General features: G+C 63.3%; 13 protein-coding genes. All 13 read right to left on the bottom strand.

All coding sequences use genetic code 11. The features are described from left to right. Positions 1-341: 341 nt before the first annotated feature. The 13 genes from FE263_RS17320 to tnpA all read right to left on the bottom strand — a co-directional run bounded on the left by FE263_RS17320 (position 342) and on the right by tnpA (position 12938). On the bottom strand, positions 342-1544 hold the full coding sequence (locus FE263_RS17320; RefSeq protein ID WP_138327301.1) for an AAA family ATPase: 1203 nt from the start codon (positions 1542-1544) through the stop codon (positions 342-344). Beyond that, positions 1531-2085 carry a hypothetical protein gene (locus FE263_RS17315; RefSeq protein ID WP_138327300.1) on the bottom strand — a complete coding sequence of 185 codons (555 nt, stop codon included), beginning with the start codon at positions 2083-2085 and terminating at the stop codon, positions 1531-1533. The genes FE263_RS17320 and FE263_RS17315 overlap by 14 nt, the downstream gene beginning before the upstream one ends. Before the next feature lie 104 nt (positions 2086-2189). Further along, on the bottom strand, positions 2190-2387 hold the full coding sequence (locus FE263_RS17310; RefSeq protein WP_138327299.1) for a hypothetical protein: 198 nt from the start codon (positions 2385-2387) through the stop codon (positions 2190-2192). 63 nt (positions 2388-2450) lie between these two features. After that, positions 2451-3209, bottom strand: coding sequence for a hypothetical protein (locus FE263_RS17305; protein WP_138327298.1), 759 nt, complete (start codon positions 3207-3209; stop codon positions 2451-2453). 68 nt (positions 3210-3277) lie between these two features. Next, positions 3278-4561, bottom strand: coding sequence for a tyrosine-type recombinase/integrase (locus FE263_RS17300; RefSeq protein ID WP_138327297.1), 1284 nt, complete (start codon positions 4559-4561; stop codon positions 3278-3280). A 1890-nt stretch (positions 4562-6451) separates the two neighbouring features. Further along, positions 6452-7474, bottom strand: a complete 1023-nt coding sequence (locus tag FE263_RS17295) for an AAA family ATPase (protein ID WP_138327296.1) — start codon at positions 7472-7474, stop codon at positions 6452-6454. A 276-nt stretch (positions 7475-7750) separates the two neighbouring features. Next, positions 7751-8353, bottom strand: coding sequence for a hypothetical protein (locus FE263_RS17290; protein ID WP_138327295.1), 603 nt, complete (start codon positions 8351-8353; stop codon positions 7751-7753). Positions 8354-8444: 91 nt separating this feature from the next. Continuing rightward, positions 8445-8606 (bottom strand): hypothetical protein, encoded by a 162-nt coding sequence (locus tag FE263_RS22195; protein WP_171034174.1) that lies wholly within the window; start codon positions 8604-8606, stop codon positions 8445-8447. Between the two features lie 634 nt (positions 8607-9240). Then, positions 9241-9807: a recombinase family protein gene (locus FE263_RS17285; RefSeq protein WP_138327294.1), complete on the bottom strand. Its 567-nt coding sequence runs from the start codon at positions 9805-9807 to the stop codon at positions 9241-9243. Positions 9808-9986: 179 nt separating this feature from the next. Beyond that, complete coding sequence (locus FE263_RS17280; protein WP_171034173.1) at positions 9987-10457, bottom strand: SRPBCC family protein; 471 nt, start codon at positions 10455-10457, stop codon at positions 9987-9989. A gap of 80 nt (positions 10458-10537) precedes the next feature. Continuing rightward, entirely contained in the window at positions 10538-12106 is a 1569-nt protein-coding gene (gene tnpC / locus FE263_RS17275) for an IS66 family transposase (protein WP_408886214.1), read from the bottom strand. A 44-nt stretch (positions 12107-12150) separates the two neighbouring features. After that, positions 12151-12498 carry an IS66 family insertion sequence element accessory protein TnpB gene (gene tnpB, locus FE263_RS17270; RefSeq protein WP_138327291.1) on the bottom strand — a complete coding sequence of 116 codons (348 nt, stop codon included), beginning with the start codon at positions 12496-12498 and terminating at the stop codon, positions 12151-12153. Then, the gene (gene tnpA, locus FE263_RS17265) at positions 12495-12938 is read right to left on the bottom strand and encodes an IS66-like element accessory protein TnpA (protein ID WP_138327290.1); all 444 of its coding nucleotides are present in this window, start codon (positions 12936-12938) and stop codon (positions 12495-12497) included. The genes tnpB and tnpA overlap by 4 nt, the downstream gene beginning before the upstream one ends. Between the last annotated feature and the right edge of the window lie 656 nt (positions 12939-13594).

The raw sequence follows: 13594 nt of genomic DNA, 5'->3' as shown, positions 1-13594 counted from the left end.
CAACTATGGCTACCGTAGTTTACCGCCGTGTCCCAGCGGATACCTCTGTATCTAGATACCTTTGAAAAAGGTGCGATTGCTGTCCAGAGAGGATTCAAATGCGGTGCAGATGGCTCTGTCAGCATCCGATTTTCGCCCCTTGCAACCGATAACCGCGAGCGTCTGGCACCTGCTCCACCTCTTGCATCCCTCTTTGTTCCGCTGCTGCACAGTTCGCACGGATGCTGCACGGGACCTGTATGGGAAAAAAGTGCACGGGTAATGCACTCTTCCCTATAGGGTCCCGTTTCCGTGCACTGCACGGAAGCTGCACGGAAGAGCGCACGGAAGTATTCTGCGTCTCACAGTTCGAAATCACGGTCCCACCTAACATTTGACGGTCGACCGTTCGCCGCTCTGAGGCCCCGCGCAGGGCTGCGGTTGGCGCGCTTAAAGTCTTCGATCGCAAAGCCGTGCTCGCTCGTCATTTCCTTGAGGAAGTCAGCCTGGCATTTCGGTGTGGTCACGCCGTGTCTGACTAGCAGGTGCCTGACGGAGCGAGGATCGCTGCTGAGCCTTGGCGACCACGGGCCTCCAGGTGATCCGGCTTCAGCACCGGCGAGGATCGCCATACGGGCTTCGAGACCAACCACTTCGAGAGGCGGGTTCCACGGAACGACCGTCACCGCCCACTCGCCATTCGCCAGTTGGTGCGCGACCTTCTCAAACCACTCGCCATTCTGTAGTGCGGCGTGATTACTCTTGGCACCGTCGAGGCGAAGATAGTTTCGGCGGACCTTGTCATTGATGCCGAAGCTGATGGCCTCCTCTTGGCTCATGGTGACCACGGTCGCCACGATACGAGCAGCGCCAACTATTGCGGAGGCGCCGCGAGCCGCGTCGGGGTCACCTGGCGTGATCAAACCCTTCCTTGTGTGGTGCGCCAGCAAGAGAGCCAGGTTGTGGCGGACAGCCAGACTGCGTAGATGAGCCATCACCTCACGCAGCGCGCCGTTATCGTTCTCGTCGGCCTCGTGCAATTCGATCAGGGGATCGAGCATGACGACGTCCGGCTCGAAACTCGTGATCTGTCTCTCAAGATCCGTCATGGCTGGCAGGAAGCCTAACACCCCATCCACTCGTCCGATGAGGCGACCAAGCTTCGTGGTGGAAACGCGGACAACGAGATCTTTCAGGTTTGCCGGCGTCGCCCCAAAACTTCGCAGCGCGGCTGAAAACCGGAGCTTTTGCTCATCAGGACCGTCCTCTGCGTTAAAGATCAACACCTTGCATGGATGTTGGGGTGTCATGCGGTGGAACGCACGATTGAAGGTTAGGGCGATTGCCCAGGTGATCATCAGGCTGGACTTGCCGGCCGCACCGGCACCGACCAGGACGGTGATCGCCTGGCGCAAGAGATATCCGGGGGATATCCACGGCCTAAGCGGCAGTTGGGCCTCGTCCCAATCGCCGGTATCGAACGTGAGACCGCTCTCGACCAAGTGCCCAGCGCCAAGCGGCGACCTCTGGTTCGACACGCGGGCGGCCGCCTCAGGCCGGAGCATTTTCTACCTCCGCATGGTGCCGGATAGCGGCGCGGATCGCCTGGTGCAGCACCTCCCGCCCGACCGGTTCTGGATACGTCAAGTTTACTAGAACTAAGCGGTCGAGGAGTTCGAGGCCGCGGACACCGTGCCGGATCAGGTGGTTTGCGCAGCGCTCCAGCTCGCCACGGGTGGGGTGGGCGGGCCGGTCGTTCACCCGCAGCGCTCTGATGCGGCGATTTGCTCGCGACTGGGCCTCGCGCGCCTCGTGGCCCCAAGCCTGAAGATGCAGCGCGCGGGCCCAGGGCTGCCACCGCCCGGTGCGGCTACCGATCCAGGCCAAGTATGCAATGGTGGCTGAGACTACGGCGCGGCGCTCTTCATCTGTCAGCACCGTAAGAAGGCGGTCGACCGCGAAATAATTCTCGGTTTCGGTAGCGGCGGCCAGCAGTCCGACAACGCGGGAAGAGCTGCTGCCGCGGTGGATGCCACGGCTGACAGTATCGAGAAGGATCGACCGGTGCGCCTGAGCGTCGCCGGGTGGTCGAATTGATTGTGGCATCGGGCAAGACCTGCTTGCCTCGGTTCTAGCTGATGCATAGATTGCGGCTTGCGAGGGCCGAAACCGTCTATGCAACCCGCCCGGGTGACCGAGGCGGTTTGTTTCTACGCGGCTTCATGGGCGACGCTGGTCGCCTCCATGCGGCGGCGCCAGGCTGTTGCAGCCTCGTCCGAGACCAGCGTTCGGGATCCGACCTTCATCACGGCCGGCCCACGGCCCACCTTCAGCAGGTTGTAGAACGTCGCGCGGCTGATTCGATGCGACTGGCAGAATTCATCGACGGTCTGCGCGTGGTTCAGCATGTCTGCCCCTGTTCCGACTGGACAAGGCAAACAATCGCCGAGGCACGACCGAAACTTCCAGGCTCACATTGTCGCCGATTGCGCAGGATCATCTTGCGCAATCTGCGCAAGAACCATGTCGCGGGCACGGACGAAGGTGTCGCGGCTCACGCCGTATCTCGCCTCCCACGTCTTTAGGTTACGCTTGAGCTCCTCCTGCTGAACAGCGCCGGACCCGATATCGGCCCTGATTCGCTCAACAGCGTTCTGGAGCAAGGTCGGTTTTGGGCCGGGCTTCCTGAAGATCTCTGCGTTTGCAGGAGCTTTGAAGGCGCTGGCCTCAGAGACTTCGGCAGGCACCATGGCGGCGTCGATGAACCGTGGGTTCCAGAACGTCATGCCGCCGCCCGCAATCGGCGCGCTGAGGTCACGCGGCTTGAAGCGCAGCTGCCGCCACAGCCGTGACGGGATAAACACGGGTCCGGCGCCGGAGACTTCCGGATCGGCAAAAGCAATGACTTCGCCGCGGATCAGCTTGCCGAGCAGTGCTGGCGTGTGGATGTCGGTGGCTTCCCACCACTGCTCTTCGACTTCGGGCATCAACCAAGGATCGCGGCCGTTAGGCATAATTTTGTGGCGTTCGAGCCACCGCCGGCCTTCCTTGAGAAGCGACATCTCGCTTTCATCTTGCAAAGCTGAAAACTCGTCGTTCTTGTCAAGCAACGGCATTTCAGTCTCATCTTGCGAAGGTGAAGGTTCATCCTCCCGGCCGTAGAGTGCGAATGTATCTTTGATTGCTCGACTGATCACGTCCTGCGTCATGATCACCAGCGCGCTCGACAAATCCGATCCGAGCGTCTCCGGACAGCAATCTTCTGGAACTGGACCGGTTGGAAATCGCGAACGCTTCGTCATCCGATCGCCACCACCTTACGATCCGCCTCGACACCGAAGTGCGGGAGTGCGGCCCTTATCGCGTCGGCGAAATACGACACGCTCAGATGGCCATAATTCCGCTCGCACATCCGCGTGTCGGTGTGCCCGAGGTTGCGCGCGACCACCAGCAGCGGCGCGCCGCCCATGAGTGCCAAGGAAGCGTAAGTATGTCGCATGACGTGAAAGGAAGGCGGCGGATCAAGCCGTGCGGCCACGCATGCCTCGGCCATGGGCCGCGACTGGCTGCTCTTCCCCCATCTCGCTCCGGACTCGTTCGGCAGCAGCGTGCGGCGCGCCGGCTGCCCGGCGGCGAGACGGCCAAAAAACGCTAGGCCCTCGTCTGTCAGCACGACGTGACGGCCATGTCCCGACTTGCTAATGCGAACATGAAGCGTTCCGCTGTCCCGGTTGAAGTCTCCCGCCTGCAGCGCGGCGAGCTCACCAAACCGACACCCCGTAAGCAGGGCGGCGTGCACGAGGTCGTGAAACCGGCCCGATGTCGCGTTCAGCAGGCGCTTGGCTTCCTCGACGGTGAGGTAGCGCACCCGGGAGGCGTCGGCCTGCGCAAACGGCTTGAGTGCCCGCCAAGCCTGATCGGTTGAGATCTTCTGGTCGCGCCACGCGTGGTTCAGCGCTGCCTTCAGGATTGTGAGCACCCTATTCGTCGTGGCGCGGCGCCGGCGCTTGGCCTCGTCCGGATCCTGATCGGGTGCTGTGCGGAACAGCTGCTTGTCGCCGATCTTCGTCCGGATCCGGGCAGGGGCCGCGGCCGCGGCATCGCGCCAGTCGCGCAGCTGCTTAGTGGTCAGCTTTTCGCAGTCGATGCCGCCGAGCGCCGGCAGGATCTGCGCGTCGGCCCGGCAGCGCGCGTCCTTGGCGGTCTTGCGGTTCTGCTCGAGCCACCGCAGATAGTCCTCAAGGCAAAGCGCCACCGTGTAGGGACCACCCTGCGCGGGCAGGCCGGCGGCAACGCGCTTGCTCTCGACGAACTTGGTGCGGGCGAGGGTTTGTGCCTGCGAGAAGTTCAGGAACTCGAAACCGTCGGCATCAAGGGTGTCGTCCGCGGTGCCGATCGTTTCGACCCGATAGGTCTCGGCGCCGAGGTAAAACCGCATCACCCACTTGCCAGCGATTTTACCTCGGCGATACCCAATGTGAAGGCCCTCGTCGATCGCGCGGTAATACGGTTTTGCGGCCGGCTTCAGGCGGAGCCGGGCCGCCCGTGATTCAAGATTGGCGTCGCGAACTGTCCGAGCCACCGTTGCCTCCGTTTGGACGGATCTTTGACAGACGCCTCCGGCCTATGACAGCTGTGACACATGTCCAAAGTCTGTCCAATATACATCGTTAGACGGGCCTGGGCAATGAGGGACGAGTGAGGACTGAATCCGTTGCGCTACAGTGGGTTAGTTAGATGCTCCTCGACAGTAGCGGACTGAAACTTGCCTCTCTCACGGCGGTAACAGGGGTTCGAATCCCCTACGGGACGCCAGCGTAATGATAGCGCCTATTAACCAAGTCATTACAGCACCTTATGGGGTTCGGCAGGGGCCGGCACTGGCACACGCTGTGGCACTCGTTCATTGGCACACGCTGTCGTTGCGGCGACTACGTTGGAAGGCGTGAGGCTGTAGGTCCCGCTAGCCGCTTTTTGCCAGAGCTACTGCCTCCGCCTCATCTCCAGACGGTTAACCCCGCCGCCCCGTTATCAAGCCACTACCTTCTGGCGGTGCCTGCCGGCGATCAGCAGGCAAGCCGGGGGGTCTGTCGATGTTCTGGGAACGCAGTAGTGGGGATGTGCCACGGCCAATGCCGCTCAAGGGGTCATTGCCGCCTCGGGCGCCCTCACTGGAAAGCGGTGACGTGCCACGGCCAACGCCGATAAAGAGGTTGTTGCCGCCCCACCCGCCGCCATTGGTCAGCGGGGAATCGAAGCAACCAGTGCCGCCTAAGTCTCGCCTGACAGGGCAGCGGAGCCGCTTGCGCCTTGTCATCACACAAGGTTGCCCCGAGGGCTATCCTGCGCCGCTGAGCACACTCGCCTTCGCGTCGCCCGTAGCGGGACGCAGCTTGCGCCCGTCAATGCCCCTCGTTCTCAAGCCGAAGCCGCGCCGCTCCAGCACTCGTAGGCCTGTGGCCAGGTTCGCGCTGCCGTGGCCTTCATCCGTTTTAGAGAAGCCGACTACTGAATGTTGAAAGGACGCCGCCGATTGCGGCTATCAGGACCAAGATCACAACCTCCTCAATAGACATCCGCCGCTTCGGGCGATCACGTCGGGGGTAGGCCCACACCGTCCGCAGGAACGAGCTACGACAGACATACGCTGTCGCGATCATGCTCCCGGTCGATATCGCAATACGCGCTCTCAGTCCAAGCGGCGCTAAGACCTCAGCCGCCGCAGTCGCAAAGACCGCCACGAAGCAGAAAACCCACACTAGCATCGGTTGAACTAAACGAGTGCCACGCAGGGATTGGATTGCTACCCCAGCCGCCCGTTCGGCAGCCATGTCCCCCTCGTCATACAGAAAAACCGCCTCGGATTTCGTCTGGATAAAGGACAGTGTGTTCCGTTGGCTCCTGATACGAAGTTCCTTGCATTTCGGCGGGCAGTTTTCTCGGTAGTCCGCAATGCTCCCATAGCTCGCCGTCTCGTCATCCACTGATAACCGCGAATCGGTATCCGCACACAGTGCGAGAAGCTCAGCAATGTCCTCACGATAAAGAGATATGCCTGCCACCGCCCTGCGCCGCCTTCGCTGCTTGTGAGTCACCATCCTACCTACTCCAGACAGTTCGAGCTTACTTAGCTATGGCCGTGCGCCTAGATACGATCCTCGCTGGCAGCGCAAAGGCCAGCGCCGCATTCACTTGTCAGCTTAGAAGCAGCCACGTTTGGGCTGGCGCTGCTCCCTTCTAGACGGCACGCGGCCCGGCCACTGCGTAGCCCAGGGCAACACCATCTGCCAGATGCGCTAGAGCAACTAGCCTCGTTTTAATCCTCCTAGACCGCTGAAAAGCTTGAGTTGCTAGTTGCTCCCTATAACAACCAGAGCAACTAGCAACTGGCAGCCCTGAAACGGCCTTCAACAGCCCCGCGACAGGAGTCCGACTGCCCGTTCCGGTCCGGCAAAAGCCCCGTCAACGGCCCTCAAAAGTCCTGCGCCACTCCTTCCCCGGCCCCTTCTGCGCTAGCCGCGAGGCACATTTCCCAGCGCTCCCGGGTAATTTTCCCGGCTGCCATCGCCTTGTTCTTGACCTTGCTGACCTTCGTCTTGTCCCAGGCCAGCGCCTCCGCAACGGCGTTCTGGCTCCCATAGGCGCAACTCTCGACCGCTTCCAGTAGCACGCTTATCTCCTCACTGAGTGCCGCCCGACAGGTCCATCTTGGCGGCCCGTCAGTGGACGTGAACGACGCTTCAAATGCTCTGGTAGCTGCCGTGGGTTGACCACGATACTTCGTCCACTCAAGCGTGAAGTTCGTTCCGCTAGTGGCCCTGCTACCGTCCGTCCGCTTCAGCCCGATAATCACCTCGAACGTCGCGGCCAGCTTGCTAGACCCTCGAAAGGCCTCTCCCGACTTGTTGGAGTGATGGACTAGGATGCAGGCCCGCTCGTCCTGCTTCAGGCGCAGCAGGAACGCCAGCACAGGCGACATCGCGGACGCCTCGTTCTCGTCGCTCACCTCCGCCAGCGTGCTGAAGTTATCCAGGATCACCAGCTCTGCGCTGACCCTACGCGCCTCCTGCAAGATGCAGTTGCGGCCCTCCTCCTTTGCCAAGTCAGGGAACGTGACGTCCCCGTGTTGGTGCTGCCGCGAAAGCACAGTCAGGTTCCGTCGCGCTGCCTCAAGGTCACAGCCCGTCACCGCCCCGGCAAGCAGCGCCAGGCGTTCCTGTAAATCGCCAATATGCATTTCTCCATCGACATACAGGACCTTACGCGGGGTCGTCGCACTCCACCCCAGCAACTCCCCACCGCCGGCAACCGCCAGTGCCAACGACAGCGCCAGCATCGTCTTGCCTTGTCCGCTATCGGCCCACAGCATTGCGCTCTCGCACTGGCGCAGCCACGGGGCTACGAGGTGGTCACGGGTAGCGAGCTTGAAGTCTAGTAGGCTGCCCAACGTGATCGTCTTGAGCGCGGCCGTTGGCTTGCGCCTTGTTGAGGTCATAGTGATTCCTGTCGAGGGCCTCTAAGCCCGTTATCTATCCGTAACAAAACCGGACAGCCCGTATCGTCGTAGAACCGCTTTGGTCCGCCGTCCGGTCGTTCTCATTGGCGTAGCGTTGCTGTTTTGCCCAGGGGCGGGAGAGGCACTGCACGGCCCACTACAGGCCTTCTACAAAGCCGCTGCTAGTGCTCCCGCTAAGAGGCCCTCCAAGGCCCTCAGCAGGCCTCCAGCGAGCCCCTGAACAGCCCTTGAACAGCCGGTGGCAGTGCCCTTGCTTTAGGCGTCCTCGTCCACGTCAGTAACATTGAGGTCGGCGATGGACGCTAACCATCTCTCGGCTTCCGAAACTTCCACTTTCACGGTCTGGGTCGGGCGCGGCTTCACGAAGTCTGCCACTATCTTGATTGCCTTGAGTCTAGTGTCTGGCTTGAGCGTCTCGTCAAAGATGAACTCGTAGGCAACCCGTAACGCTGCGTTCCCTGCCTGTTCATCCATACTCAAATGACCCATCACGATCAGGCCTGTAATGGCCTCACTAGCTTTCACCGCTGCCGCTGCCTTCACGACCGCAATCTCCTGCTTCCGTCCGGCCCACCCGTCTGGCACCCCAAGCCGTGTCGGGGGCCTTCCCTCCTCGCGCATTTTCGCAAACGACGCTCTGCCCTGGGCCTTCTTTGCCTCGAACGCTTCCTCTGTCTTCGGGTAGTTCTTGATCACGCCGACCCACTGCTCGTCCCAGGTGGTCTTGGAAGCCTTGCGGGCTTCGTCGCTCCGTGCTGCCGTCCTCGTCAGGTTGGTCGTTCCCTCTCTGCTCTTGGCCGCATAAGCCTTCAGCCGGGGATCGTCACTCTTGGTAGCCATTGTCTCAATCTCTCTCAAATGGGTATCGCCGCAGCGCCCAGGATGGACGTGCGGTGTGGGGTAGGCTCAGGCGGAGCCGGGCGATGCCGGCGGAGGTGTTGGAAGGCTGTTAGATGCCCCGCTCCGCCGCAACCTTCATGGCGAAGCGGATCACCGCCGTTGGCCCAACGAAGGCTGCGCCCCGCTCACCGGCAATGATGCTGGTAAGGTGGTTCATCGTCTTGAGGTCCTCGGCAGTTAGGCGAAAGGTGATTTGGTTCTTGTCGATCACGTTGGGTGTTCCTGTGTTGGGTGGGGGCGTGCGAGCCAGCCGACGCCGTGCAAAAAGGACAGAGAGGCTGACGGTGCCGGCAGCGCCGAAGGGGGGGGGCAGCGCCGCGAAAGGAGCCGGCGGGTCCGGTTTCTCTTTCAAAGGGCGGCTGTTCTCAGTTTCGCGTTGATTACGCTGAATAATCTACGGACCGACTGAACGTCCGTTCAAAGCCTGTGGAGGCCGCCCGACAACCGCTTGCTGAAGCGCCGCTTAGGGCCTGCATCCATCTAGTGTGTTGATGGTCAGTCAACGCCCCGGGATACGCGCTGTGACCAGCCGTGAGGGTTGGAGATGGCCTGTCCCGGCTGCCTGCTAAGATGTGCGCCGTTGCCGCTTAGGGCCTGCTTCCATCTGTTGCGTCCGTTGTCAGCCAGCCGCTGTTCGAAGCTCCATTCCGACCCCGTAACGGGCTGTTGTCCGTCCTGCCACAGGCCCCGCAGAGGCCCCGTAACCGGCCTCCCTCAAAGCGGCCCCGTGGGTAGGTGACAGGCCATCGACCACCCTAGAGAGGCCTTGAACAGGCCTTGAGCGTGGTTTTTCGTCTCTCGCTGAGCCGACGCCAGCAAGAAGGGGATACGTCACTGTAGCTGTCCTACTTGGCCGCTGCTGCTTCAGACGCCTCAATGATCCGGTAGACCGATGCGCGCCCGATGCCGAGCCGCTTGGCTATCTCAGTGGCCCCAACCGCTTCCCGGTGCAGCGCTAGCACCGCGTCTGGGGCAATCGTCGCCTTGCGTCCCCGATAGACGCCCGCCGCCTTTGCCGCCGCTATGCCCTCAAGCTGCCGCTCCTTCCGAAGCGATGTCTCGAACTCCGCGAAGACGCCGAGCATGTCGAGAAATGCCTTGCCGGCGGCTGTGGACGTGTCCACCGGCTGCTCAACCGCTTTCAACGCCACTCCCTTGGCCTTCAACTCATGAACGATATTCTGCAAGTCCATGACAGATCGCGCTAGGCGGTCGATCCGGGTCACTACAAGCACGTCTCCTGCACGCAGGAAGTCCATGATCGTCGCAAGCTCTGTCCGCCCATCGCGCTTCGTGCCGCTCACCTTCTCCGACCGGACGACAGTGCAGCCCGCCGCTGCCAGTGCTGCCTGTTGAAGCGCCAGGTCTTGAGAGCCGGAGGACACGCGGGCGTAGCCGTAAAGCTTGGACATGGACTGTCTCGCTAGGTTCTAGACCATCTGTGTATGCCTGTCTCGCAATGCAGAAGCAAGGCAAATGAGACACGCCCGCCGTCGCGCTGCTGTCTCATGCCATCGCCTCAGCAGCGTATACCCATGCGATACGAAGAGACGGCTGCGGCGATCTACGTAAGCGTCCGGCGTTGTGGTAGTTAACCCCGGCTTGGACTAGCGGACGCTGCACGCCGTTCGACTTCCTGGCGCAGCATGTCGAGCCATCGCTGATCGGACTGCCGGAGTTCGTCCGAGGAATAGAACAGCGTGATCGGCCATCCACTCAATGACTCCGTCGTTGTCACCTCAGTTTCGCCGTTTAGCAGAACCGCCAGCATCCAGACGTGGATGGCCCGGAACACCAGCAGATGCCCGATCCAGGCAAGGCGCCGTCCAGGTTCAAACAGTACAATGCGCGAGCTGATTGTCCCGCCGGGTGTCGTCCACTGGAAAGGGGTGTCTGTGCCGATTGGTTCGACGATGGAAGTCGCCTGGATATCCGGCTGCCAGACGGGCCAGTGGGCGATGTCGCTCAGCACCGTCCAGACCAGGGCCGGAGGCGCCTTTATGGTGACGCGGACAGTGGTCTGAACGGAAGCGTGGTGGTCGATCTCCCCGCGCGCGGCCATGGCCGTATCGTCAGACCGTTGGCAGCCCGCCAGTATCGCTAGCAGGAGTAGGAGCGGCAGCGGCCGGGTAGGAGTCGATGTCACGCTACGAGGCATTGATCGAGACGCAGGCGCAGGCTGGCGATGTTCCAAGGCAGCAACTCCGCGATACGGTTCACAGGGTGGTCTGCGATGCAGCCGATGACGTGGCGCAGGTAGGCTTCCGGATCGAGGCCGTTCAACTTCGCTGTGCCGATCAGGCTGTAGATCGCTGCAGCGCGCTCGCCGCCGGCGTCGGATCCGGCAAACAGCCAGTTCTTTCGGCCGAGCGCCACCGGCCGCATGGCGCGTTCGACCGGGTTGTTGTCGATCGCGATGGTACCGCCCTCGGCGTAGCGGACCAGCGCCGTCCAACGCGACAGGGCGTAGCGGATGGCGGCCGCAACGTCGCTGCGGCCAGGCAACCTGGTGCGCGTGGTCTCGAACCAGACCTTGAGGTCGTCCAGCAACGGCGCGGCCTCGCTCTGGCGGATCTGCATCCGGTGATCTGGTGGCTTGCCGTTGATCCGCTCCTCGATGGCGTAGAGCCTGCCGATCCGCTCGAGCGCCTCGCGCGCCAGGGGTGAGGTGCCCCCGGCAGCGTGGATGTCGTGGAACTTGCGCCGGACGTGCGCCCAGCACGCGGCTTCCACGGCCTGGCCGCTCTCATAGAGACCGCCGAACCCGGCATAGCCATCGGCCTGCAGCACGCCGCGAAACCCGGCCAGGTGCGCCCGCGGGTGTTCGCCGCGGCGGTCCGGCGTGTACCGGTAGCGCACCGCTGGAGGCGCCGTCCCGGCATGGGACCGCTCATCGCGCAGATACGCCCACAGCCGAGCGGTGCTGGTCTTGCCGGTGCCGGGCGCCAGCACCGGAACCGGCGTGTCGTCGGCGTGCAGGCGTTCGGCGGCAAGGACGTGGCGCTCGAGTGCCGCCACCAGCGGCCGCATCAGCGCCGAAGCCTGTCCCACCCAGTCGGCCAGCGTCGAGCGTTCGAGCTCGACGCCCTCGCGGGCATAGATCTCGGACTGGCGGTAGAGCGGCAGGTGGTCGCAGAACTTGGCCACCAGCACGTGCGCCAACAGACCGGCCCCGGCACGGCCGCGGCGGATCGGCAGGCTGGGCGCGGACGCCTGGGTGATGGTCTCGCAGGACCGGCAGGAGAACTTCGGCCGCACGTGGCGCGTGACCCGAAATGAGGCTGGCACGTAGTCCAGCACTTCCGTGACGTCCTCGCCAAGCCGCCGGAGCGTGCCGCCACAGGCCGGACAGACGCAGGCCGTGGCGTGTTCGACGACGTCGCGCGGCAGGTGTGCCGGGAGCGGGCGCCGTGCTGGCCTGACCTTGCCCGGGTCATCTCGCCTCGGCTCCGGCGGCTGTGCCGCGACCTTGGCGCTCTCCTCCTCCTCCAGGTCCTCGAGTGCGAGTTCCAGTTGCGCGATCGCCGTATCGAGCTTCTCCGACGAGCGGCCGAACTGCAGTCGGCGGAGCTTGGCCAACTGGGCGCGCAGCAGCACGATCCGCGCCTGCTGCCCGTCGAGTGCTGCCTGCTGACGCGCGATGGTCGCCGCCTGTGCCGCGATCAGCGCGCGCACCTCGTCGGGCAGCAGGGAGAGGTCGATCGACACCAGGCGATCATGACCGGGACGACATGGGCTGTACAGCGCCGGGAGGGCTATCCTGCCATCTCAGGCTGCCAGGTGCGCACCGGCATCCGCCAGTCGATGCCCTCGAGTAGCATCGATAGTTGGGCAGGTGTCAGCGACACCGCGCCGTCGCACGCCTGCGGCCAGACAAACCGGCCGCGCTCCAGGCGCTTGGCGTAGAGCACCAGGCCCTGGGTGTCCCAGAACAGGCATTTCAGCAGGTCACCGCGCTTGCCGCGGAACACGAACAGGTGGCCGCTGAACGGATCAAGCTGCAGCACCTCCTGAACCTGACGGGCCAGCCCATCGAAACCGCGGCGCATGTCGGTCGTCCCGGCGGCGAGCCAGACCCGCGCACCAGGCGGCAGCGCGATCATCCACGCAGCACTGCCACAACCCGACGCAGCGCGACCAGGCTGACCTGCGCCCCGACGCGCAGACGGCTGCCATCCGGCAGCTCGATCTCGATCTGGTCGGCTGGTGCAGTTTGCGGCGTTGGCGGAGCGGGCTGCATCGTATCCGCGGGACGGGATCTCGCTGTCGGCGCCGCGCCCGCCACATGCACGGGCAGGAACGACGCAGGCGGATCCAGCCGCAACGTGCCGCGCCGCACGTGTGCCCGCCAGTTCCACAGCAACCCACGGCTGACCTCGTTGCGGTCGGCCACGTGCGCGAAGCACGCCCCAGGCTCCTCCGCCTCGGCGACGATCCTGAGCTTGTCGGCAATGCTCCACCGCCGACGACGATCTCGCCCCGTGATGATCTCGATCCTGCCGTCCAGCATCGTCCTTACGAGCGCCTCTACGATCGCTCTCAAGATCACCTCAGCAGATTACGCCGAGAAGGCGTGACTGACCGGACGGTTACCGATCTACTGCTGTTGCTCCCTCAGCAGTGACACCGCTGCCGCCTGCTGCTGCATCCACAGTCACCGTCACCAGTGGGCGGACTCAGCGTCGTCCCCCGCGTCGCGTCGTTGTTCGTGCTCGCTCTGCGTGAGAACGGCGGCGTGCGTTTCGCAAAGGGGTAGGGGTCCTGTTGGAACTGACTTCAAAAACTCGGCTTCGCTTGTTGTTGTTATTGTAAATCGAAAGCCTGTTTTCACCCGCGACGGGGCAGGGCTGGAGAAGTGCGCCCTGGGCAGAGCCGTCCCGGCAACCGACTCTGTGGGGGCTGCCAGCCGCTTGCGGGGTGTGGGGGCGGGTAGGGTAGCTTCCCGCCCGTCAACGGCCTTCTACGGCTCCTCTACGGTCGCGCAGGACTTAGTGTAGACGGCGGGGGCCGGCTCCACCCGGGCGGGGGTGTCCCACAAGGCAGCGGCGCTCTCGATGCGAACTGCCCGACAAGCGTCCAACGGCAAGGGGTCGGCAAAGACCCCTAGGCGGCCCGGGTGGGTGGGGGGGCTTCCGGCCTGTCAGCGGGCCTTAGCAAGCCTCCCAAGGTCGTTGTAAGACCACTGGCAAGGGTGCTGCC

It is taken from the genome of Lichenicoccus roseus (assembly GCF_005844085.1).
GTDB lineage: Bacteria > Pseudomonadota > Alphaproteobacteria > Acetobacterales > Acetobacteraceae > Lichenicoccus > Lichenicoccus roseus.
Note: the sequence above shows the minus strand (reverse complement) of the source record. Positions and strands in the feature narration are given on the sequence as shown.

What these genes read in the sequence shown, in the direction of transcription:
- FE263_RS17320 (WP_138327301.1), bottom strand. Translation starts at nt 1,544, where the DNA reads ATGCTCCGGCCTGAGGCGGCCGCCCGCGTGTCGAACCAGAGGTCGCCG.
- FE263_RS17315 (WP_138327300.1), bottom strand. Translation starts at nt 2,085, where the DNA reads ATGCCACAATCAATTCGACCACCCGGCGACGCTCAGGCGCACCGGTCG.
- FE263_RS17310 (WP_138327299.1), bottom strand. Translation starts at nt 2,387, where the DNA reads ATGCTGAACCACGCGCAGACCGTCGATGAATTCTGCCAGTCGCATCGA.
- FE263_RS17295 (WP_138327296.1), bottom strand. Translation starts at nt 7,474, where the DNA reads ATGACCTCAACAAGGCGCAAGCCAACGGCCGCGCTCAAGACGATCACG.
- FE263_RS17285 (WP_138327294.1), bottom strand. Translation starts at nt 9,807, where the DNA reads ATGTCCAAGCTTTACGGCTACGCCCGCGTGTCCTCCGGCTCTCAAGAC.
- FE263_RS17280 (WP_171034173.1), bottom strand. Translation starts at nt 10,457, where the DNA reads ATGGCCGCGCGCGGGGAGATCGACCACCACGCTTCCGTTCAGACCACT.
- tnpB (WP_138327291.1), bottom strand. Translation starts at nt 12,498, where the DNA reads ATGATCGCGCTGCCGCCTGGTGCGCGGGTCTGGCTCGCCGCCGGGACG.